Origin of the sequence: Antarctobacter heliothermus, from assembly GCF_002237555.1 — a bacterium.
Classification (GTDB): domain Bacteria; phylum Pseudomonadota; class Alphaproteobacteria; order Rhodobacterales; family Rhodobacteraceae; genus Antarctobacter; species Antarctobacter heliothermus_B.
Map to the genome: position 1 here is coordinate 2,326,334 of NZ_CP022540.1, position 22,027 is coordinate 2,348,360.

Annotated in this window: 16 protein-coding genes; 4 read left to right on the forward strand and 12 right to left on the reverse strand. The window is 60.8% G+C overall.

Annotation, left to right across the window (positions count from 1 at the left end; genetic code table 11):
• Positions 1-44 precede the first annotated feature (44 nt).
• From ANTHELSMS3_RS11080 to accB, 5 genes are all read right to left on the reverse strand, one after another.
• Complete coding sequence (locus tag ANTHELSMS3_RS11080) at positions 45-3,116, reverse strand: efflux RND transporter permease subunit (protein WP_094034916.1); 3,072 nt, start codon at positions 3,114-3,116, stop codon at positions 45-47.
• A 4-nt stretch (positions 3,117-3,120) separates the two neighbouring features.
• A complete protein-coding gene (locus tag ANTHELSMS3_RS11085) occupies positions 3,121-4,143 on the reverse strand; it encodes an efflux RND transporter periplasmic adaptor subunit (RefSeq protein WP_094034917.1) in 1,023 nt (340 codons plus the stop codon).
• Between the two features lie 154 nt (positions 4,144-4,297).
• Positions 4,298-4,960: a leucyl/phenylalanyl-tRNA--protein transferase gene (gene aat, locus ANTHELSMS3_RS11090; RefSeq protein WP_094034918.1), complete on the reverse strand. Its 663-nt coding sequence runs from the start codon at positions 4,958-4,960 to the stop codon at positions 4,298-4,300.
• A 168-nt stretch (positions 4,961-5,128) separates the two neighbouring features.
• Positions 5,129-6,478 (reverse strand): acetyl-CoA carboxylase biotin carboxylase subunit, encoded by a 1,350-nt coding sequence (gene accC / locus ANTHELSMS3_RS11095; protein ID WP_094034919.1) that lies wholly within the window; start codon positions 6,476-6,478, stop codon positions 5,129-5,131.
• 4 nt (positions 6,479-6,482) lie between these two features.
• A complete protein-coding gene (gene accB, locus ANTHELSMS3_RS11100) occupies positions 6,483-6,974 on the reverse strand; it encodes an acetyl-CoA carboxylase biotin carboxyl carrier protein (RefSeq protein ID WP_094034920.1) in 492 nt (163 codons plus the stop codon).
• Positions 6,975-7,256: 282 nt separating this feature from the next.
• Between accB and ANTHELSMS3_RS11105 the strand changes: the two genes are divergently transcribed.
• Positions 7,257-8,768 carry an AMP-binding protein gene (locus tag ANTHELSMS3_RS11105; protein WP_094034921.1) on the forward strand — a complete coding sequence of 504 codons (1,512 nt, stop codon included), beginning with the start codon at positions 7,257-7,259 and terminating at the stop codon, positions 8,766-8,768.
• On the opposite strand, the gene ANTHELSMS3_RS11110 is transcribed toward ANTHELSMS3_RS11105, so the two are convergent.
• The 7 genes from ANTHELSMS3_RS11110 to ANTHELSMS3_RS11140 all read right to left on the reverse strand — a co-directional run bounded on the left by ANTHELSMS3_RS11110 (position 8,714) and on the right by ANTHELSMS3_RS11140 (position 16,804).
• Positions 8,714-9,151: a hypothetical protein gene (locus ANTHELSMS3_RS11110; RefSeq protein ID WP_094034922.1), complete on the reverse strand. Its 438-nt coding sequence runs from the start codon at positions 9,149-9,151 to the stop codon at positions 8,714-8,716. The two genes, ANTHELSMS3_RS11105 and ANTHELSMS3_RS11110, sit on opposite strands and share 55 nt — an antisense overlap.
• Positions 9,152-9,483: 332 nt before the next feature.
• Positions 9,484-11,430 (reverse strand): acetate--CoA ligase, encoded by a 1,947-nt coding sequence (acs, locus tag ANTHELSMS3_RS11115; protein ID WP_094034923.1) that lies wholly within the window; start codon positions 11,428-11,430, stop codon positions 9,484-9,486.
• Between the two features lie 84 nt (positions 11,431-11,514).
• Positions 11,515-12,270, reverse strand: coding sequence for an ABC transporter ATP-binding protein (locus ANTHELSMS3_RS11120; protein ID WP_094034924.1), 756 nt, complete (start codon positions 12,268-12,270; stop codon positions 11,515-11,517).
• 80 nt (positions 12,271-12,350) lie between these two features.
• The gene (locus ANTHELSMS3_RS11125) at positions 12,351-13,106 is read right to left on the reverse strand and encodes an ABC transporter ATP-binding protein (RefSeq protein WP_094034925.1); all 756 of its coding nucleotides are present in this window, start codon (positions 13,104-13,106) and stop codon (positions 12,351-12,353) included.
• A 12-nt stretch (positions 13,107-13,118) separates the two neighbouring features.
• Positions 13,119-14,318 (reverse strand): branched-chain amino acid ABC transporter permease, encoded by a 1,200-nt coding sequence (locus tag ANTHELSMS3_RS11130; protein WP_094034926.1) that lies wholly within the window; start codon positions 14,316-14,318, stop codon positions 13,119-13,121.
• A 6-nt stretch (positions 14,319-14,324) separates the two neighbouring features.
• Complete coding sequence (locus ANTHELSMS3_RS11135) at positions 14,325-15,332, reverse strand: branched-chain amino acid ABC transporter permease (RefSeq protein WP_094034927.1); 1,008 nt, start codon at positions 15,330-15,332, stop codon at positions 14,325-14,327.
• 125 nt (positions 15,333-15,457) lie between these two features.
• Positions 15,458-16,804, reverse strand: coding sequence for a substrate-binding protein (locus ANTHELSMS3_RS11140; protein WP_094034928.1), 1,347 nt, complete (start codon positions 16,802-16,804; stop codon positions 15,458-15,460).
• Positions 16,805-17,026: 222 nt separating this feature from the next.
• Here ANTHELSMS3_RS11140 and ANTHELSMS3_RS11145 point away from each other — a divergent pair, with 222 nt between their 5' ends.
• The 3 genes from ANTHELSMS3_RS11145 (at position 17,027) to ANTHELSMS3_RS11160 (ending at position 21,966) form a co-directional block, all read left to right on the forward strand.
• Positions 17,027-18,337 (forward strand): helix-turn-helix domain-containing protein, encoded by a 1,311-nt coding sequence (locus ANTHELSMS3_RS11145; RefSeq protein WP_094034929.1) that lies wholly within the window; start codon positions 17,027-17,029, stop codon positions 18,335-18,337.
• 262 nt (positions 18,338-18,599) lie between these two features.
• The gene (locus tag ANTHELSMS3_RS11150; RefSeq protein WP_094034930.1) at positions 18,600-18,968 is read left to right on the forward strand and encodes a response regulator transcription factor; all 369 of its coding nucleotides are present in this window, start codon (positions 18,600-18,602) and stop codon (positions 18,966-18,968) included.
• Between the two features lie 313 nt (positions 18,969-19,281).
• Positions 19,282-21,966 (forward strand): ATP-binding protein, encoded by a 2,685-nt coding sequence (locus ANTHELSMS3_RS11160; protein WP_094034932.1) that lies wholly within the window; start codon positions 19,282-19,284, stop codon positions 21,964-21,966.
• The last annotated feature ends 61 nt before the right edge of the window (positions 21,967-22,027 follow it).

The window sequence follows — 22,027 nt, forward strand, 5'->3', positions numbered from 1 at the left end:
CCAATGGCCGGACTGCACACAGTCCGGCCATTGGGTTTTCTTCGTCAGGCTGCGGCCTTGGCCGCCGCAGTGGCTGCGGCGTCCGCCTTGCGTGCTTTCGGGAAAAAGCTGAAGTACAGCACTGGAGCCGCGATCAATGTCAGGACTGAGGCAAAGCCAAGACCACCCATGATCGTCACCGCCATGGACGCAAAGAAGGCGTCAGACAGCAGCGGGATCATGCCAAGGATCGTGGTTGCCGCAGCCAACACAACGGGCCGCAGACGCGATGTGGACGCGTCCAGGACCGCCTTGCGAAAGCCTACGCCCTCGGCCCGGACCAGATCGATCTCCTCGACCAGAACAATGCCGTTCTTGATCAACATGCCCGACAGGCTGAGCAGACCGAGCAAGGCGGTAAAGGAGAAGGGCAGCCCGGTGCCAAGCAGACCCAATGCGACGCCGTTGACGCTCATTGGGACCAGCAGCCAGATCACCACTGGCTGACGGATCTGGCCAAACAGCAGGACAGAGATCAGCACCATGATGATCAGTGACAAGGGCAGTTGCTTGCCCAGGGCGGCCTGCGCCTCTGTCGAGCTTTCGTATTCGCCGCCCCATTCCAGAGTGTACCCTTCGGGCAGTTCAATGGCTTCGATCCCGGCGCGGATCTCGTTGAAGACAGCCGAGGCATTCACTCCGGCGGGGACGCCCGCCTGTACCGCGATGGTGGGCACCCGGTCGCGACGGCGCAGCAGCGTGTTCTGCGCCTCCCAGTCGTAGCCGTCAATCAACTGCAACACCGGGATGTAAGACTGTGCCGCGCTGGAATAGACGGGTTGATCAGCCAGATGCGCGCCCCCTTCCTGCGCTGCCACATCGGTGCGCAGGATGATCGGGATCAGGCGATCCCCTTCGCGGTAGACGCCCGCCTGCAACCCGTCAGAGCCCAGCAGAAGCGAATTGGCCAGGTCTTCGCGGGTTACACCAGCCGCTTTGGCGCGTTCATCTGCAAAGATCGGCTTGATCACCATCTCCCGCTCGCGCCAGTCGGTGCGCAGATCCTGCAACTGGTTGGAGCCGTCCCGGAGTTCGGCCATCGCTTTTTCTGCCAGTTCACGCAGTACGACGGGGTTCGGGCCGGAAAACCGTGCCTCGATCGGGGCGCCGCCGCCGGGACCAAAGGCCAGGCGTTCGGTGCGGAACTCTCCATCCGTCAGGGTATTGCGGCCAAAGGACTCCAGTTCGTCGCGCAAAGACGGGATTTGTTCCAGGCTTTCGGTTCGGATGATGAGGTGTCCGTAGGTCGGCAGCGCCTCTTCGGGAGCGTAGGTCAGCATGAACCGGGTCGCGCCGCCACCGACAAAGGTCGAGACTGAAACCACGTCGTCTCGCTCTGCCAGCCAAGCTTCCAGCAGCTTCATGTCCTCGGCCGTACGGTGGATGCTGGCCCCTTGCGGGAGCTTGTAGTGGACATAGAACAGCGGCGTGTTGCTGTCGGGAAAGAACTGCTGCTTGACCTGCCCGAAACCGATGTAACAGACCACGGTCAAGCCGATCAGCCCGGCGATCACCAGCCAGCGCAGACGTAGCGCAAGGTTCAGAGTCGCACGGTAGGCGCGGAACAGCGGACCGCCGTATTGGTCGCCTGCGTCACCCGACCCGACCTTGAAGAAGTAATGCGCCAGAAGCGGGGTGGCGGAAATCGCGAGGACCCACGACAGCAGCAGCGAAATGCCAATCACCGCAAACAACGAGAACAGGAATTCGCCTGTGGCGTCCGGGGACAGGCCGATGCCCGCAAAGGCCATGATGCCGATTACAGTAGCGCCTAGCAGAGGGGTCTGCGTCTTGGCGGCCACGTCCTCGGCGGCATCGCGGGCGGATTTGCCCTGTGCCATGTCGCCTTGCATCCCCTCGGCGACCACGATGGCGTTGTCCACCAGCATCCCCATGGCGATGATCAGCGCACCGAGAGAGATCCGTTCCATCTCGATCCCGAAAATCGCCATGACAAAGATCGTGCCGACCACCGTCAATAGCAGGGTTACCCCAACAACAACCGCCGCCCGCCAGCCCATAAAGAGCGCGAGAACGATCACCACGATGGCCACCGACATGGCAAGGTTCACCAGAAAGGCGTTCGATGCCTCGTCCACGACGACGTGCTGTTGGTAGATCGGATGCAATTCCACGCCGGCGGGAATGTCGCGCATGATCTCTGCCAGCCGTGCGTCGACCCGTTGCCCGATCTCGACAATGTTCAGGTCCGCTTTGCCGGAAACGCCTAGGGTAAAGGCCTCTTGGCCTTGAAAACGGATGATTTCGGTCGGTTCCTGAACCCGATCCCGGGTCACATTGGCAATGTCCAGCAGGTCGATAACCTCGCCGCCGACACCAATGGTCAGCCGCGCGATTTCATCAACGGTTGCGTCGCCGGCCGGGGCCTGAATGCGGATGTCCTGCCCGTTCTGGACAATGCTGCCGGCGGGCGTGCGTGTGTCGGTGTTGGCAAGTGCGGTCGCCATTGCCGTGGGAGCGATTCCGAGGTTGCTGAAAATCGCCGGGTTGGCGTCAACATAGATTGCCTCGGACGGCAGACCGGCCAGCGCCACATCCGCAACGCCATCCACGGCCAGCAGTTCGCGCCGCAGATAGGCAGAGATCTCGTGCGTTTCCGCATCGGTAAAGCCCGGCGCAGTTACTGCATAGAACACGCCGTAGACGTCGCCGAAATTGTCGTTGACGATGGGCGTGCCTGCCTCTGCGGGCAGGCTGCGTTGGGCGTCTTGAACCCGGTTGCGCAGCTTGGTCCAGATCGCAGGCAGTTCGGTACCGTCAAAGGTCGATTCGATATTGACCGAGATGCGGCTGACGCCCGGTTTGTTCGATGAGGTGATGAAGTCGATTTCACCCATCTTCTGGATTTCGGATTCGATCGGCTCACTCACCTCGCGGGCGACCTGTTCGGCCGTCGCGCCGGGATATTGGGTGATGATGATCGCGTTCTTGATGGTAAAGGCGGGATCTTCGAGGCGGCCGATGGTGGCAAAGCCCCAGACGCCGCCCAGAAGGCAGATCAGCATCAAGAGCCAGGTGATCAGCGCCTTGTCGATGGAGGCACGCGCGATGGACATGAGATTATTCTCCGACGCGAGTGAAAGGACGAACGGCTTGGCCGTCCGTGACCAGCGCCGCACCGGTCAACATGATCTGAGTGCCATCCTCTAGCCCATCCTTGAGATAGGTTTGCCCGTCGGTGCGTATCTCGATCTCAATCGGCGTGCGGCGCACCGTGCCGTCTGTGTAGACCATGACGGCTGCAGTCCCGTCCGGCGCGTAGATCAGAGCCGTTTCAGGCAAAACAACGCCATTTTGGCCGTTTGTGCTGGCCGCGGCAATCACCGTCACTGACGCGCCAGGAAAGACAAAATCCCCCGGCGGATCATCAAAACTCAGCGTCAGGGTATAGGTCTGGCCAACCGAATTGGTTTCGGTCTCGAATTCGCGCATGGTCAGCGGATAGCTGGTCGGGTCACCGGGCAATTGGGCGCTGAACGTCACTGTGTCGGAACCGCCAGCTTGGCGGAACAGCACTTCGGGCACTTCGATATCCACCCGCAATTCGGACACGTCATGCAGCCGAACAACGGGCGTCCCCGCGGAGACGGTTGTGAAATTGGCCACAAGACGGCGTGCGATCAATGCCTCGAAAGGGGCATGCAGCGTGGCGTGTTCCAGATTGTCCCGCGCGTCCTCAAAGGCGATTTCTGCAAGGTTCAACTGGGTCTGGGCATCGTTCACCGACACTTCGGAGACGGCTTGGCCACGCAGGCTTTCAAGGCGGGTCAAATCTCTTTGGGCTTTGGTCAGGTTAACTTCGGCCTGCGACATCGCGCGGCGAAACCGATCCAGATCCAGTTGGGCGATCTGTTGGTTCTTTTTCAGATAGGTGCCTTCTTCGGCGTCCAGTGTCTCAATCTGACCGGCGACCTGAAAGGCCAGATCGACTGTTTGCAGCGCCTGCACCTGTCCGTAGAACAGGCGATGGATCTGCGTTGGTTTGGAACTGATTTCCATCAGCTTGACCGGCTTGGGCACCTCCTGCGCAACTCCGGCAGAGGCAAACAGACAACAAGCTAGGGCAAAGGCAAGGGAACGCATCGACGGTCTCCGGATACGGCTAATGGCGGTTGGTCCCGGCACATAGCGATTCTCACGAGAAATTCAAACCGTTCAGTTCACTTTTGCCGCCGCACAGGTGCTGTGCGACTGCGGCGTGTTCGATTTTTTAGAACAGGTGCCGATTGGCCGCAGTTTATTGACCTGAGGATGTGGTGGCCGCTGCGGTTGCCGCTGCGTTACGGGTAACAACTTCGGCCCCGGCGTGGGCAAGAGGGGCTGACAGAATATCGGCTTCGGTCTTCAGCGCGGTGGACAAGCGCGCGCGATAATCGTGCCGGGTGATCTCAATCCCGCCGAGGGTTGCCAGATGCGGAGTCAGAAACTGCGTGTCGAACAACATGAATCCGGTGCGCCGGAGTAAATCCATCAACCAGGCCAGCGCGATCTTTGACGCATCTCGGCGGCGCGAAAACATCGACTCGCCGCAAAAGGCCGCGCCCACGGTCACGCCATAGACGCCGCCGACCAACTCGCCCGCCATCCACACCTCTAACGCGTGGGCGCGGCCCTCGATGTGCAGCGCATGGTAAAGGTCGCGGATTTCTGCGTTGATCCATGTTTCATCGCGGTCTGCGCATCCGTCGATCACGCCAGTGAAGTCGGCGTTCAAGGTGACCTTGTAATCATCTCGGCGCAACCTCTTGGCCAGACTGCGTGAAATGCGAAACCCGTCCAAAGGCAGAATGCCGCGACGCCGGGGATCGACCCAAAAGATTTCCGGATCGTCATGACGTTCTGCCATCGGAAAAATTCCGGTGCGATAGGCGTGAAGCAGCAGTTCGGGGGTAACGCTCATGAGGTATGTGAAATCATTTGGTAAAGGTGATCAACAATGTGGGTATTTGCCCAGGGGGGCAAGCCCGGACCGAAACCGGACCGGCGGAGCATCGCGCAGGCGCGACCTGCGTGGTCGCGGTGGCAATCCCCTCCGCGTCCCAGCAGGACACCCCGACAGGAGGCAGGATTACTCCAGCCCGCCTGCCTCCAACCATTTTTCCAACCAGTGGATGTTATAGTCGCCGGTGTGGATGTCCTTTTCGCGCAAAAGCGCGTGGAACAGCGGCACCGTTGTGTCGATGCCATCCACGATCAACTCTCCCAATGCGCGGTTCAGACGGGCCAGGGCCGCAGGCCGGTCGGCCCCGTGCACGATCAACTTGGCAATCAGGCTGTCGTAGTAGGGGGGGATGCGGTAGCCGTCGTAAAGCGCGGAGTCCATGCGCACGCCCAGACCGCCGGGGGCATGAAAATGTGAGATGGTGCCGGGGGAGGGCCGGAATTCCGGCAACTTTTCCGCGTTGATCCGGACCTCGATGGCGTGGCCGTTGATCTTCAGATCGTCCTGCGTGAACGATAGCGGATGCCCTGCGGCAACCCGGATTTGCTCGCGCACAAGATCGACACCAAAGATGGCCTCGGTCACGGGGTGTTCCACCTGCAGGCGAGTGTTCATCTCGATGAAATAGAACTCGCCGTCTTCGTACAGGAACTCGATGGTGCCAGCGCCGCGATAGCCCATTTCTGAAATCGCCTTGGCGCAGATGCCGCCGATATGGGCGCGTTCCTCGGGGGAGATCGACGGGCCGGGGGCCTCTTCAAACACTTTCTGGTGGCGGCGCTGCAACGAACAGTCCCGTTCTCCCAGATGCACGCCATTGCCCTGACCGTCGCCAAAGACCTGAATCTCGATGTGGCGCGGCCGTTGCAGGTATTTCTCGATGTAGACTTCGTCGTTGCCAAAGGCGGCCTTGGATTCGGACCGCGCGGTCAGATAGGCGCGCTCCATTTCATCTTCGTCGCGCGAGACCTTCATGCCGCGGCCGCCGCCGCCCGCGGTGGCCTTGACGATGACCGGATACCCGAAGGAGGCGCCGATTTTCTTGGCCTCTTCGACAGAGCCGACGCCGCCCTCTGACCCCGGAACAACCGGAATGCCCAAGGTCTTGGCCGTTTCCTTGGCGGTGATTTTGTCACCCATCGTGCGGATATGTTCCGCCGACGGGCCGATAAAGGTGATGTCGTGATCTTCGACAATCTGCACGAAACGGGCGTTCTCGGACAGGAAACCATAGCCGGGGTGGATTGCCGTAGCCCCGGTGACTTCGCAGGCCGAGATGATCGCAGGAATCGACAGATAGCTGTCGGTGGACGGCGCGGGGCCGATGCAGATGGTTTCATCCGCCATGCGCACATGCATCGCGTCGGCGTCGGCGGTGGAATGCACCGCGACTGACGGAATGCCCATTTCACGACAGGCACGAATAACGCGCAGCGCGATTTCGCCTCGGTTGGCAATAAGGATTTTGTCGGTCATGCGCTTACTCGAGGATCACAAGCGGGGCGCCGTATTCGACCGGGGCGCCATCCTCGACAAGGATACGCTTGACGGTGCCTGCGCGCGGTGCCGGAATGTGGTTCATCGTCTTCATCGCTTCGACGATCAGCAGCGTGTCGCCTTCTTTAACGGCAGTGCCGACGCTGATGAACGGATCGGACCCCGGTTCCGCCTGCATGTAGACCGTGCCCACCATGGGCGAGGTCACGGCACCTGGATGGGCTGCCGGATCTTCGGGCATCTCAGGGGCAGCGCTCGCAGCGGGGGGCACTGCAGGCGCGGCATGTGCCACCGGAGCAGCGGGCGCGGCGATGGCCGGAGCGGCCACCGGGACAACGCGGCTTATGCGCACTTGCAGGCTGTCGTCATCGCCGTATTCGCGCATGACTTCCAGTTCCGTCAGGTCGTTCTCCTGCAGGAGTTCCGCCAGCGCCTTGATGAAGGCCACATCTGCCTCGGTCTTCTTCTCGCTCATGCCATCCTCGCCATGTTCATCGGCCCGTTACCGGTCACACCGGCGGGTTCTGCGCAGCTTATAGGCTATGGCGCGGCGAAGGAAAAGCGATGCCGCGCAGGTTCCGGCGCGGCTTTTGCCGGCTGTCGCGGTCTGGTTCCATGAGGTCGGTGCGCGACGGCGGTCTCGGTAGCGCTGGCAGCGCGCCCTGCACCAGACCTCGCAACGGCGGCAGATCTGTTCCAAGCCGTGTTGCGGCCAAGCGGAGCCGCGCATAGCATTCCACCCCGGGGAGGACCATCCATGAATATTTCCACTTGGCTTGCCCGCACGGCGCAGCAATCACCGGACTGTCCGGCACTGTTTCTTGGTTGCGATCCGGTGGCAAGCTACGGCCAATTCCACTTTGCAGCGCAGTGTCTTGCCGGGGCGTTGATTGCCCGGGGCATCCGGCCCGGCGACCGGGTTGCCCTGTTCATGAAGAACGTGCCTGACTATCTGATCGCGCAATACGGCGCGTGGTACGCAGGTGCCGCCATCGTTCCGATCAATGCCAAGCTGCACCCGCGTGAGGCGGATTTCATCCTGACAAACTCTGGCGCGTCGCTAGTCTTCGCAACGCCCGACTTGGCCCCGGATCTCGCGGTCGTAACTGCAACCGAAGTGATCGAGACCGGCAGCGCCGGATGGCAGGCTCTGCTTAATGCGCCAGCGAGCGACGCACCTGTCCAACGCGCGCCGGATGATCTGGCATGGCTGTTTTACACGTCCGGCACCACGGGCCGGCCAAAGGGGGTGATCATCACCCACCGGATGCTGGTGACCATGTCACTGAGTTACCAATGCGACTGTGATCTCGTCCGTGCCGAAGATGCCGCCCTTTATGCCGCTCCGCTCAGCCATGGTGCAGGCATCTACAACATGATGCACGTTCGCGCCGGGGCCCGTCATGTGTTTCCTCCGTCAGGCGGATTCGATGTCAAGGAGACACTGGACCTTGCCGTGCATTTCAGGGGCGTCCACATGTTCATGGCGCCTACCATGGTGCAGCGCCTGACCCGCCACGCCAAAGAGACAGACTGTCCTGGCACCGGGCTGCGCACCATCGTTTACGCCGGTGGCCCGATGTACAATGCCGACATAATCGAGGCAGTTGACCATTTTGGACCGATTTTTGTGCAGATCTATGGTCAGGGGGAGTGCCCGATGGGCATAACTGCGCTGTCGCGCCATGACGTTACGGACCGGACTTATCCGCGTTGGCGGCAGCGTCTGGGCTCCGTCGGACGGGCGCAATCTGCGGTCGAGGTGCGCATCGCCGATGAAGACGGCAAGACGGTGCCAACAGATGCCGTGGGTGAGATCCTTGTGCGTGGTGACATCGTAATGGCCGGCTATTGGAAGAACCCGGAGGCCTCGGCAAAAACGCTGAAGGACGGATGGCTGTGGACTGGCGACATGGGTGCGATGGATGGTGACGGCTACGTCACGATGAAGGACCGGTCCAAGGATCTGATCATCTCGGGCGGGACCAACATCTACCCGCGCGAGGTTGAAGAGGCGCTGCTGGAACACCCGCAAGTGTCCGAAGTTGCCGTGGTCGGACGTCCGCACCCCGAATGGGGCGAAGAGGTGGTAGCCTTTGTCGTCTGCGACGGCTCTTTGGACGAGGCCGCACTGGATGCGCATTGCCTCGCCCGAATTGCGCGTTTCAAACGGCCAAAGGCCTATGTGATGCTGCCGGCGCTGCCTAAGAACAACTACGGCAAGGTGCTGAAGACCGACTTGCGCGCGTCGTTCGGTTCTGCCGATTGATCGACTGTGGCGGGGCCGTCTCCTGACGTGACCTTGTCCACATAGAGCTGCGAGTCCGGGGGGGGCTCAACTGTTTGGGCGTTGGCTGTGGTGTCTGACTCGGGGTTGTCAAAGTCCGGGTTTTGCGCGTCCAGCAATCGGCTGATGGTTATCTGCATGATCGATGGTGGCGGGGCATTGGTCGAGGGGTCGGGCTGGCCAATGGCGGCGCGCCAAAACTTGGTCGGCTCCAGCCCGTCATTAAGCCGCGCCTCGGGGTTGCGGGCGTTGGCGATCGGCTGGACTTTGGTCTGCGCGCGGGTCTCCGGTTGTTCGCCCGGCAGCCCTTGCGGGTGGCCGGTGACCTGCGGCGCGGTTAGCGTCGGTGGAAAGTTCGTTTGCATGCGGCTGCTCCATCCAGAGCGCCCCCACATAAAGACATGTTAACATCCGAGGCATAGTTTTGCAGCGGGTTGGGTCGAATTGTGAAGAAAATCCGGCGATGGCAGGGCGGGGCTGTCCGGCGCAGGGCGAGCGGTTGTTTTCCCGCGCAACGATAGGGGCTTGGCGACTGCATTGCATGCGTTTGACATGCCGCAGGGGCACGCAGCGCACCAGACTGATGCGTCTTGGTAAACAGCGTCCCGCAAGACAACCTGCCGATTGGCGCGGCGACGCCCCTGAAACACGTCAGCCGCCGATTAAATCGGCGGCTGACCGGGTGGTGGTGGTCAGATCACGCCTTATTCATCCGATTATCGATGAGATCGTCGACGACTGAGGGGTCGGCGAGGGTGGAGGTGTCGCCGAGGGCGCCGTAGTCGTTTTCGGCGATCTTGCGCAGGATGCGGCGCATGATTTTGCCGGAGCGGGTTTTCGGCAGGCCGGGGGCCCATTGGATCAGGTCCGGCGAGGCGATCGGGCCGATTTCGGTGCGGACCCAGGTGCGCAGCTCCTTGCGCAGATCATCCGTCGGCTCGACGCCGTTCATCAGGGTCACGTAGCAATAGATGCCCTGACCCTTGATCTCATGCGGGTAGCCGACAACCGCCGCCTCGGCGACCTTTTCATGCGCGACAAGGGCGGATTCGACCTCTGCCGTGCCCATGCGGTGGCCCGACACGTTGATCACGTCATCGACCCGGCCGGTGATCCAGTAATCGCCGTCCGTGTCGCGGCGGCAACCGTCACCGGAGAAGTAATAGCCTTTGTAATCAGAGAAGTAGGTCTTTTCAAACCGCGCGTGATCGCCCCAGACGGTGCGCATCTGGCCGGGCCAGGAGGCCTTGATCGCCAGCACGCCCTCGGTCGGGCTGGCGTCGATTTCAACGCCCGACTGCGGGTCCAGCACCACCGGTTCGATGCCGAAGAACGGCTTCATCGCGGCGCCCGGTTTGGTTGCATGGGCGCCCGGCAGGGGGGTCAGCAGGTGGCCGCCGGTTTCGGTCTGCCACCAGGTGTCGACGATCGGGCAGCGGCCGCCGCCGACCACGTCGTTGTACCAGTTCCACGCCTCTGGGTTGATCGGTTCGCCCACGGTGCCAAGGATGCGCAAGGACGACAGGTCACATTTCTCAACAAATTCCGTGCCTTGCCCCATCAGCGCGCGGATCGCGGTGGGCGCGGTGTAGAACTGCGTCACCTTGTGCTTTTCGCAGACCTGCCAGAACCGGCTGGCGTCGGGGTAGGTCGGCACGCCCTCGAACATCACGGTGGTGGCGCCGTTGGCCAGCGGACCGTAGACGATGTAGCTGTGCCCGGTGACCCAGCCGACGTCGGCGGTGCACCAGTAGACATCGCCGTCATGCACGTCGAACACCACCTCGTGGGTCAGCGCCGCGTATAGAAGATAGCCGCCCGAGGAGTGCACAACCCCCTTGGGCTGGCCGGTCGAGCCAGAGGTGTAGAGGATGAACAGCGGGTCTTCGGCATTTATTTCAGCGGGTTGGCTGTAGTCCGATGCCTCCAGCGCCATTTCGTTATAGTCAAAGTCGCGGCCATCGACCCATGTGGTCTGGCCGCCGGTGCGCTTGACCACCAGACATTTGACGTCGTCCTTGCAGTGCAGCAGCGCCTTGTCGGCATTGGTCTTGAGCGGGGTCTTGCGACCGCCGCGCGGTGCTTCATCCGCTGTGATCACAACCTTGGCGTCGCAGCCGTTGACGCGGGCGCTGAGGGCATCGGGGCTGAAGCCGGCAAAGACGATGGAATGGATCGCGCCGATGCGGGCGCAGGCCAGCATGGCATAGGCGGCCTCGGGGATCATCGGGAGATAGATGATGACGCGGTCGCCTTTGCGAACACCCAGCGTTTCCAACACGTTGGCCATGCGGCAAACGCGGCGGTGCAGGTCGTTATAGGTGATCGACTGCGCTTGTTCGTTGGGATCGTCGGGCTCGAATATGATGGCGGTCTGGTTGCCGCGCGTTTCCAGATGGCGGTCGATGCAGTTGGCGGCGACGTTCAGGGTGCCGTCGCGGAACCACTCGATGCCGACCTGGCCAAGGGTGAAATCGACGCTCTTGATCTCGGTCGGGGCCTTCATCCAGTCCAACCGCTGCGCCTGCTCGGCCCAGAACCCCTCAGGGTCACTGATCGAGGCCGCATACATCGCGTCATAGCGCGCTGCGTCGACGTGGGCGCTTTTGACTTGTTGGTCGGATGGGGGGTAGGTCTTGCTCATCGGGCTCTCCTCCAGAAAGTGATTGGGGGCAGGGAAAACCTCCCCGCCCCCGAAATCAAGTGGTTCCTAAGTCGCGTGGGCGGATCAGATGGCCAGATATTCAGCACGAAGCGCCTCATTCTCCAGCACTTCGGCGGCGGTGCCGTCAAAGACGATGGAACCTGTGTCCAGAATTACCGCCCGGTCGGCCAGTTGCAGCGCACGCACGGCGTTCTGTTCGACGATGACCGTGGTCATGCCCTGCTCCTTGACGTGGCGCAGGGTCTTTTCGATCTCATCAACGATGACGGGTGCGAGCCCTTCGTAGGGTTCGTCCAGCAACAACACCTTGATGTCGCGTGCCAGAGCACGTGCGATGGCCAGCATCTGCTGTTCGCCGCCCGACAAAGTAACGCCCTCTTGTTTGCGACGTTCACCCAGGCGGGGAAAAAGATCATAAAGCCGGTCCAGCGACCAACCGATCGGGGGGGCGATCTGTGCCAGTTGCAGGTTTTCCTCAACCGTCAGGCCGGGGATGATGCGGCGATCTTCGGGGACAAGGCCCAGACCCGCGACCGACGCCTGATGCGATTTCATCAGGTGCAACGGTTGGTGGTCCAGCCAGATCTCGCCCTGGTTCACCTGTGGGTCATCCAGGCGCGCGATGGACCGCAGCGTCGTGGTCTTACCCGCGCCATTGCGGCCCAGAAGAGCAAGGATTTCGCCCTCGTGGACGTTAAAGCTAACGCCTTGGACGATGTAGCTTTCGCCGTAGTAGGAATGCATGTCGTAGATTGACAGGAACGCGGGGGCCGTTTCGGCCATGTTCGAGTTCTTGGAAAAATCGGGACGGACGTTCATTTCGGGTCTCCCGTCCCGGGCATGTCCCGGGACATCAAGGGTGGAGGCCCCGGCAAAGGGCCAGGGCGCGTGTCATTGGTTCAATGCGCTTCGCCGAGATAGGCTTCTCTCACCTTGGGATGGCCCTTGATGTTTTCAGGCGCATCCTCAACCAGCGGCGTGCCCTGCGCCAGAACCGTGATCCGGTCGGCGAGGGAGAAAACCACATGCATGTCGTGTTCGATGATGGCGATGGTGATGTCGCGCTCATCCTTGATCTGCTTGAGTAGGTCGATGGTATTGTTGGTGTCTGCGCGTGCCATGCCGGCGGTGGGTTCGTCCAGCAGCAAGAGTTTCGGCTCTTGCACGAGGCACATGGCCATTTCCAGCCGCCGCTTGTCTCCGCGCGACATCGAGGCAGAGTGCATGTGGCGCTTGTCCAGCATGTTGACCTCTTCCAGCATTTTCTCGGCTTCTTCGATGAGCGTGCGTTCATTGAAAACGGATTCGATCGCATGTAGCCGATAGGCGCCGTCCCGTTTGGCAAAGAGCGGGATCATCATGTTCTCGAATACCGTGAGATCCCCAAAGATTTCGGGCGTCTGAAAGACGCGGGAAATCCCCATCTGGTTGATCTCATGCGGGCTGCGTCCCAACACCGATTGCCCTTGGAACATGACTGATCCCGTGTCGGGGATCAGCTTGCCCACCAGACAGTTCAGCAGGGTGGATTTACCCGCGCCGTTCGGCCCGATTATCGCGTGGCAGGAGTTTTCCTGCACAGACAGGTTCACATCTGACAGCGCCTTCAGGCCACCAAACCGTTTACCCACGTCTTTGATTTCAAGGATACCCATAGGTTTCTCTCCTTATTCCGCAGGTTCGGTTTTGGCCGACTTGGGATCTTCTGCCTTTTTGCGGCGGAAGAGGCGCGCGATGCGTTGACCACCTTCGACAAGGCCACCAGGCAGAAAGATCACCACCAGCATGAAGATGATGCCAAGGGTGAGGTGCCAACCTTTGCCAACGAAGGGGTGGATGATGAAGACGACAAAGTTCTCGATCCCGTCTGGCATGAAGCTGAACCAGCTGTGCAGCACGTTGTCGTTGATCTTCGAAAAGATGTTTTCGAAGTACTTGATCATGCCAGCGCCCAGCACCGGGCCGATCAGTGTGCCCGCGCCACCTAGGATGGTCATCAGGACAACCTCACCCGAGGCGGTCCATTGCATCCGCTCAGCCCCGGCAAGCGGGTCCATCGCGGCCATCAGGCCACCTGCCAGACCGGCATACATGCCGGAAATAACGAAGGCCGCCAGTGTGTAGGGTTTAGGGTTCAGGCCAGTGTAGTTCAGTCGCTGCTGGTTCGACTTGATCGCACGGAGCATCAAACCAAAGGGAGAACGGAAGATGCGGATGGACAGGTAGAAGGCCAGCAGCATGACCACTGCGCAGACGTAGTAGCCCGCCGAAAAGGTAAAGCTCCATGGTCCGACAGCCATGTCAAACGCGCCGCGCATTTCCAGCCCAAAGAGATTGGTCACTGGGATGGAGCCGTCGGCCGTTTGCGACACGCCAAGGATCCGGGGATCGTTCAGCGTCAGTTGCAGGCCGGTTTCCCCATTGGTGAGCGGTGTCAGCACCGAGTAGGCCAGCGCAAAGGACATCTGCGCAAAGGCTAGGGTCAGGATCGAAAAGTAGATCCCGGTCCGGCGCAGGCTGACAAAACCGATGACCAGCGCAAAGACACCCGCGATGACAACCGAAAGAAGGATCGCCGGGATGATGTTCATCGACAGAAGTTTGAACATCCAGACGGCCGAGTAGGACCCGATCCCCAGAAAGGCAGCGTGGCCGAACGAGAGATAGCCGGTCAGACCGAACAGGATGTTAAAGCCGATGGCAAAGATCCCGAAGATCACGAAACGCTGCATCAGGTCTGGGTAACCGGCGTTGAACTGCGCCAGACCGCTTTCGGTCGGGAAGGGGTTGAGGATGAAGGGGGCGAGCATTGTCAGCGCCACCACGATGAGCAGCAGAGTGCTGTCTTTCTTGTCGAGTCCAAGCATGGCGGTTTACTCCATCACGCCTTTGCGACCCATCAGACCGCGCGGACGGGTCAGAAGGATGACAATGGCGACAAGGTAGATGATGATCTGGTTGATGCCGGGGATCAGGGTGATGACCTGTTCCATGGAGGCAAAACTTTCTAGGATGCCAAGCAGGAAACCGGCCAGCACGGCACCGGGCAGAGAGCCCATGCCGCCGACAACGACAACCACAAAGCTAAGCACGAGGAAGTCCATGCCCATGTGATAGTTCGGTGCGTTGATCGGTCCGTACATGACACCTGCCAGACCGGCGACGGCGGCGGCGATGCCAAACATGATGGTGAACTTGCGGTCGATATCGATGCCCAGCAGACCCACGGTTTCCCGGTCGGCCATCCCTGCGCGGACAACCATCCCGAAGGTGGTGAATTGCAGGAAGGCAAAGACCGCGCCGATGATGACCAGCGAAAAGCAGAAGTAGACGATGCGCCAGACCGGGTAGACGATGGTCGATGTCAGTTGCGCGATGCCAGAAAGCGCCTCGGGGGCGGGTGTTTGGATCGGATTGGCACCGAAGTAGTATTTGACGATTTCCTGCAACACGATCGCCAGACCAAAGGTCACAAGGATCTGGTCAGCATGGGGACGCTTGTAGAAGTGCTTGATCAATCCGCGTTCCATGATGAAGCCGATGCCGATCATGATTGGGATGGCGAACAGGATGGCTAGGGGGACGGACCAATCTATGATGCTTGATCCCACCTCGGGACCAAACCAGCTTTCGACGTAGGGTGTCTTGACCTTGAGCGGGTTGCCGAGAAAGTCGGTTTGTGTTGCGTCTATGGTTTCATACGACAGGTTCAGGATGCGTTGCAGCGTCACAGAGCAAAACGCGCCGATCATGAACAACGCGCCGTGCGCAAAGTTGACCACGCCCAGCGTGCCAAAGATGAGTGTCAGACCCAGCGCGATCAGCGCATAGGCAGAGCCCTTGTCGAGCCCGTTCAGTATTTGGAGGATAATAGCGTCCATTGTCCCACCCTTTGCGGTCGGAGTGCGGAGAAAACGGGACCCGTCAGACGGGCCGAGGGGAATGAAGGCGTTGGGGCAGGGCGCGTTGCCCTGCCCCTACAGACGGTCCCAACGGGACCGATCCGTCAGGCGCCCGGGTTGCAGGAACCCAGCTGACCACCGGCGAACATCGGGTGATCGGGGGCGTATTCAACCTGCGCACGCGGGGTGATTTCCACGATCTCGAGAAGGTCAAATTCCGAGGTCGGGTTCTCTTTACCCTTCACGACCAGCACGTCCTTGAAGCACTGGTGGTCTTCCGCACGGTAGAGTGTCGGGCCGTTGCCCAGACCGTCGAATTCAAAGCCTTCGAGGGCTTCGCCAACGGAGCAGGGGTTGAACGAGCCGCCACGCTGAACGGCATCCGCATAAAGCAGGGTCTGCACATAGCAGGTGTGTGCGGCCTGGCTCGGCGGGAAGCCGTACTTGGTACCGAAGGACTTGACGAATGCCTTGGACCCTTCATCCTGCAGCGACCAGTGCCAGTTGGTCGATCCGAAGATGCCCTTGACGTTGGCACCGGCACCCTTGGCCATAAGGCGCGAGTAGAGCGGAACAACGATCTCGAACTGTTTGTTCTCGACCATCTTTTCACGCAGGCCGAACTGAACGGCGTTGGTCAGCGAGTTGACCATGTTTCCGCCGTAGTGGTTCAAGACCAGAACATCGGCACCCGAGTTCAGGACCGGCGCGATATAGGACGAGAAGTCCGTTGCCGCCAGCGGGGTCAGCACGTTGTTGACGGTCTGCCACCCCAGTGCTTCTGTCGCGGCTGCGATCGACTCTTGCTGGGTCCAGCCCCAAGTGTAATCGGCGGTCAGGTGATAAGCCTTGCGGTCATTGCCGTAGTTCTTGGCAAGCACAGGGGCCAGTGCTGCGGCGGACATGTAACCGTTGAAGAAGTGACGGAAACCGTTCGCCTTTTTGTCTTTGCCGGTGGTGTCGTTCGAGTGCGTCAGACCTGCCATGAAGATGACACCGGCCTCTTGGCACAGACCCTGAACAGCAACGGCCACGCCGGAGGACGAACCGCCGGTGATCATGATTGCGCCGTCTTTTTCGATCATCGACTTGGCCGATGCGCGGGCGGCGTCGGATTTGGTCTGGGTGTCGCCGGTCACATACTCGACCTTGCGGCCCAGAATGCCGGTGCCGTCCAGCGATTGCGATGAGAAGGTCGACAGCATGCCGCCGTCGCCGCCACCGTTCAGGTGTTCGACCGCCAGCTCATAGGCGCGCAGTTCGTCCGCACCTTCGTCAGCATAGGCGCCGGTCTGCGGAACGTTGAAGCCCAACGTGACTTTGTCGTTGCCGGGCGCGTTGGTAAAACCTGTGTGGCTGGCAGCGGACAAATAGGTCGGCAGCGCAAGGCCGGCACCGGCTGCTGCGCCGGTCTTGATCACGCCACGGCGCGTCACATTCTTGATGGACATGAAAATCCTCCCGTTTCGAGAAATCCGCCCAGCATTCTCCTCAGCATGCGGGGCGATCGCACATCTGTGCAAAATCAGTATGGCAGCGAGATGGAAAATTGCGCAACAAGCGCTTTACGAATAAGGGTTTTTTTGTCAACGTCTGAAAAGTAATTCCGGGTTTCTTGTAAATGTGTTTATATTGCGCCGCAGAAACCCCTTGAATCCGCAGAGGAATGCACCATGCCCCGCGATACCTTGACCGGATCGCGCATCCGCGAACGACGGGTGCTGCGGGGGCTCAAACAGGCCGATCTTGCCCGACGCGCAGGAATCTCGGCCTCGTACCTTAATCTGATAGAGCATAATCGGCGCAGAATCGGCGGCAAGCTGCTACTGGTGATCGCCGACATTCTCAGGGTCGAACCGGCCGCGCTGACCGAGGGGGCGGGCGCCGCATTGATTGCTTCGCTGCGCGAGGCTGCGGCTGACAAACCGCAGGTCGGGCCGGAACTGGACAGGGTGGACGAATTTGCCGGACGGTTTCCAGGCTGGGCGCAACTGCTGGCGGACGGGCGTTCACGCATCGCCCAACTGGAACGCAGCCTTGAGACCCTGAATGACCGCATGACCCACGATCCGCATCTGGCGGCCTCCTTGCACGAAATGCTGTCAACCGTGACGGCGATCCGCTCTGCCGCCTCTATCCTGGCCGAGCCGGGGGAGGTGGACGCAGAATGGCAAGCCAGGTTTCACCGCAACATCTACGAGGACAGTGCCCGCCTAGCCGAAACCAGCCGTGGTCTGGTGAATTATCTCGAAGCGGACGAGACTTCCTTGCTTGAGACGGGCGCACCGCAGGAAGAGGTCGACGCTGTTTTGGAAAGTGTTGGGCATTCTATCCCCGAACTTGAAGAGGGCGCATCCGTGGATACGGCGCTGTCGCGACTGGGCAGTGGCATGTCCGGTCCCGCGCAGGGCGTGTTCCGGCAATGGTTGGAGCGCTACTTTGCCGACGCCCAGGCGCTGCCTATGGCAAGGCTTCGCCCGGCGATTGAGGTGCACGGGCCGAATCCTGTCGCTCTGGCAGCTGATCTGGGGGCCGATCCGGCGCGTGTCATGCGTCGTTTGGCTGCCATGCCGCCTGATGTGTTGCCCACGCCTGTCGGGCTGGCCATCTGCGACGCGTCCGGGGCGCTGACCTACCGCAAGCCGCTGCCGGAATTTCCCATGCCGCGCTTTGGGGCGGCCTGCCCGCTATGGCCGTTGTATCGTGCGCTCAGCCGCCCGCACGTTATCCTGTCGGGACCAATCGGCCAGGCCGGGCGCGGGGGCGCAGCGCTTTGGGCCGAGGCGCTGGCCACGCCGCTGGGCGGTCCTGCGGTGAATACCGACCCACTTTACCAGGCGCAAATGATGGTTCGCCCACTGCCACCGGGCGCTGAGGTGCCTGCCGCTTTACCCCAATTGGGCGTGGCCTGCCGGGTTTGCCCCCGAGAGGCCTGCGAAGGAAGGCGCGAACCGTCGATCCTTGCATCCTCCGGCCGACGTTGATCGAAACCCGCCTATGTGGACCCTTGCTGTGTCCCACTTGGTCCGCTGGTAATGGCCCTTGATGCCACAAGGCGCTGGGTTGGACGCCCATGCCAAGACTGGCAGACACTGGTTTTCAGTCCGACCAGCGACCGAGGTTGCAAGAAAACCTTTGCCATGGGGCAACAGTTTTTTGACACGGGCAGAAAATACCGCCTAAAATCACTCCATCTGCTGGGGGACGGGCGCCAAAAGACCCGGGAGGCGGAGAGCGGGGGATAGAATGGGCGGACAAGTTCTGCTGATCGAGGACGAGCCGAATATCATCGAGGCAATCCGGTTCATACTGTCCCGAGACGGATGGCAGGTGCATACCCATTCCAACGGGATTGACGCGGTCCAGATTGTCCGCGAACGGGCACCGGATGTGGTGATCCTAGACGTCATGCTGCCGGGCCGGTCGGGCTATGACATCCTGCGAGAACTGCGCGACGACCCGGCCCATGTCGATTTGCCGGTTCTGATGCTGACCGCGCGCGGACAGAGCAAGGACCGTGAAATGGCCAAACGCGCGGGGGCCAGCCAGTTCATGACAAAACCCTTTTCAAACGCCGAAGTGCTCGACGCAGTCCGCGCTTTGTCGACACAATGAGCAGCACTGGCAGCGGTTTGCCCATCCGGCCGTCTGGCAAGCCACCCACTGGCCCGGCGCCGATTCAGGTCGAACGTCAAACCGTTCGCCGCCGCCGGCTGATAGATGCCACCTGCGCGCTTCCGCTGCTGGGCTGGATCCTCTGGTGGTTGCCGCTGCTCTGGAATGGGGCTGCTGAAAGTGTCCCTGCCTCTCAGGCCCTGATCTATATTTTCGGGGTTTGGATCGCTCTGGCCATCGGAGTCGGGCGACTTGTCCATTTGCTGACCCGTAGCCGACCTGTCGTCGGACCCGGGACCTACGGAGGCGGGCGGTGAGCACGCTCAACCTGCTGGCGGTGATTTCGCTCGCCTATGTAGCCCTGTTGTTTTCCGTCGCCTTTTTTGCCGAACGCGCCGCGATGCGAGGTCGCGCGCGTTGGTTTCGTGCGCCCTTGGTCTACACCCTGTCGCTGTCGATCTACTGCACCGCCTGGACCTTTTACGGCGCGGTGGGCAGTGCTGCGCGCAACGGGTTCGAGTATCTTACGATCTATCTTGGCCCCAGCCTTGTCATGTTGGGATGGTGGTGGATCCTGCGCAAACTGGTGCGGATCGGGCGCAATCAACGCATTACCTCTATCGCTGACCTGATCTCATCACGATATGGAAAATCCAACCTGTTGGGTATCGGTGTCACCATTCTCGCGGTTGTCGGTTCAACGCCTTATATCGCCCTGCAACTTCAATCCGTAACCCTATCAGTTGAGGTTTTTGCTCCGGCCCAATTTGTTGACGGGGACGGGCCGCGCTTTACCGCGTTCTGGGTTGCCGCAGGCCTTGCGGTCTTTACCGTCATTTTCGGCACCCGCAATCTGGACGCCAATGAACGCCATCATGGGGTCGTGATGGCGATTGCCGTCGAAGCGGTGGTCAAATTGACTGCCTTGATCGCTCTGGGCATTTTTGTGGTCTGGGGCCTGTCGGATGGCGTGTCCTCCACACTGGCCCGTATCGATGCGTCGCCGCTGGGCACCTGGTCGGTCGACAACGGTCGCTGGGCCGGGGTCATGCTGCTGTCCGCAGCGGCGTTCCTGTGTCTTCCACGGATGTTTCAGGTTCTGGTCGTCGAGAACGACAATGACGCGCAACTCCGCATGGCTGCCTGGGCCTTTCCACTGTACCTCATGGGGATGAGCCTGTTTGTGGTTCCGATTGCGGTAACCGGGCTTGAACTGTTGCCGCCCGGATCCAACCCAGACCTGTTTGTGCTTACGTTGCCGCTGAGTCAGGGCAAGGAAGGGTTGGCCATGCTGTCTTTCCTCGGCGGCTTTAGCTCGGCCACGTCCATGGTGATCGTGGCGGCCATTGCCCTGTCGACGATGGTGTCGAACCACATTGTCATGCCGGTTTGGCTGCGTTTGCGCGTGGGATCGGCCAGCGTTTCTGGCGACGTGCGACATGTGGTGCTGCTGTCCCGGCGAATTTCGATCGCAGGGGTGCTGTTGCTGGGCTATCTCTACTACACCCTGTCCGGTGGCCGGACAGAGCTTGCCGCGATTGGGTTGGTGTCCTTTACCGGTGTAGCTCAGGTCTTGCCCGCGCTCCTTGGCGGGATTTTCTGGCGTGGAGCTACCCGAGTGGGCGCCTTGGCGGGGTTGACCGTAGGGTTTGTGATCTGGCTTTACACCCTGTACCTGCCCAGTTTCGGACCGGGTACAGTATTGCCGGATGCATGGTTCATATCCGGACCACTGAACATCGTTGCGCTGCGGCCCGAGGCGTTGTTCGGAATAGGCTTTGACGACAAGCTGCTACATGCCGTGTTCTGGAGCTTGCTGCTCAACACGCTGGTCTTTGTCGCCGGTTCATTGATGAGCGAAGCGTCGCCACTGGAACGTCTGCAAGGTGCGCATTTCGTCTCTGTCCAGCAAGCGGGGCCAGGTCCCCGCAACTGGTTGCCAAGCACGGCGGAAAGCGAAGACCTGATGGTCATGACGCAACGCATTCTAGGAGCGCAAGAAGCGCAGGACCTGTTTCTGCGTGAAGCGCGGGCGCAGGGAGTGGAGGGCGATCTACCTGCCTCGACGCCAGAGTTCCTGCAGCGCCTGGAGCGCGAACTTGGGGGGTCTGTGGGCGCGGCGACGGCACATGCGATGGTGAGCCAGATCGTTGGCGGGTCTATGGTCTCTGTCGAGGATCTCATGGCGGTGGCCGACGAGACGGCGCAGATGATGGAATATTCTGCCCGGCTGGAGGCGCAATCACAGGAGTTGACGCGCACTGCGGGAGAGCTTCGCCGCGCCAACGAGAAACTGACCCGTCTATCGGTTCAGAAAGACGCTTTCCTGAGTCAGATCAGCCATGAATTACGCACGCCGATGAGTTCTATCCGTGCGTTTTCAGAGATCCTGCGGGACGCGCAAGGCCTGACTCGGTCCGAGCAGAACCGCTATGCCTCTATCATCCATGATGAGGCACTGCGGTTAACCCGTCTGCTGGATGATCTACTTGATCTATCAGTGCTGGAAAACGGCCAAGTCAGTCTGAACGTGACAGAGGGCAGGCTGGAGGATGTGCTGGACAGGGCGGTTTCCGCGGCGTTGGCAGACGAGGCTGGCTCCGGGATCCGGGTAATCCGGCGGCGGGTCAACGAACAAGTCTGGCTGTCGACAGACGTCGAACGGCTGGCGCAGGTCTTTATCAACCTGATCGCCAATGCGCGGAAATACTGCGATGCGGCCACCCCAGTCCTGCACATCGTCGTGACCGAGGCGCGCGATGATTTGTTGGTCGATTTCATCGACAACGGGTCCGGCGTCGCGCCCGAGGCACAAGACGTGATATTTGAGAAATTCGCCCGTGTGAGCGATCAAAAAGCAGGTGGTGCCGGGCTGGGGCTGGCAATCTCGCGTCAGATCGTGGCGCGATTGGGGGGCGAAATCAGCTACCTGCCAGATCGCGACGGCGCGGCATTTCGCGTGGCATTGCCGCTGCGGCAGGTGCTTGCTGCACAGTAGGGTATTCGGACACCGAATTATTCAAACAAAACTCAGAGCGTTAAAGCCCTTGGTAACCAAA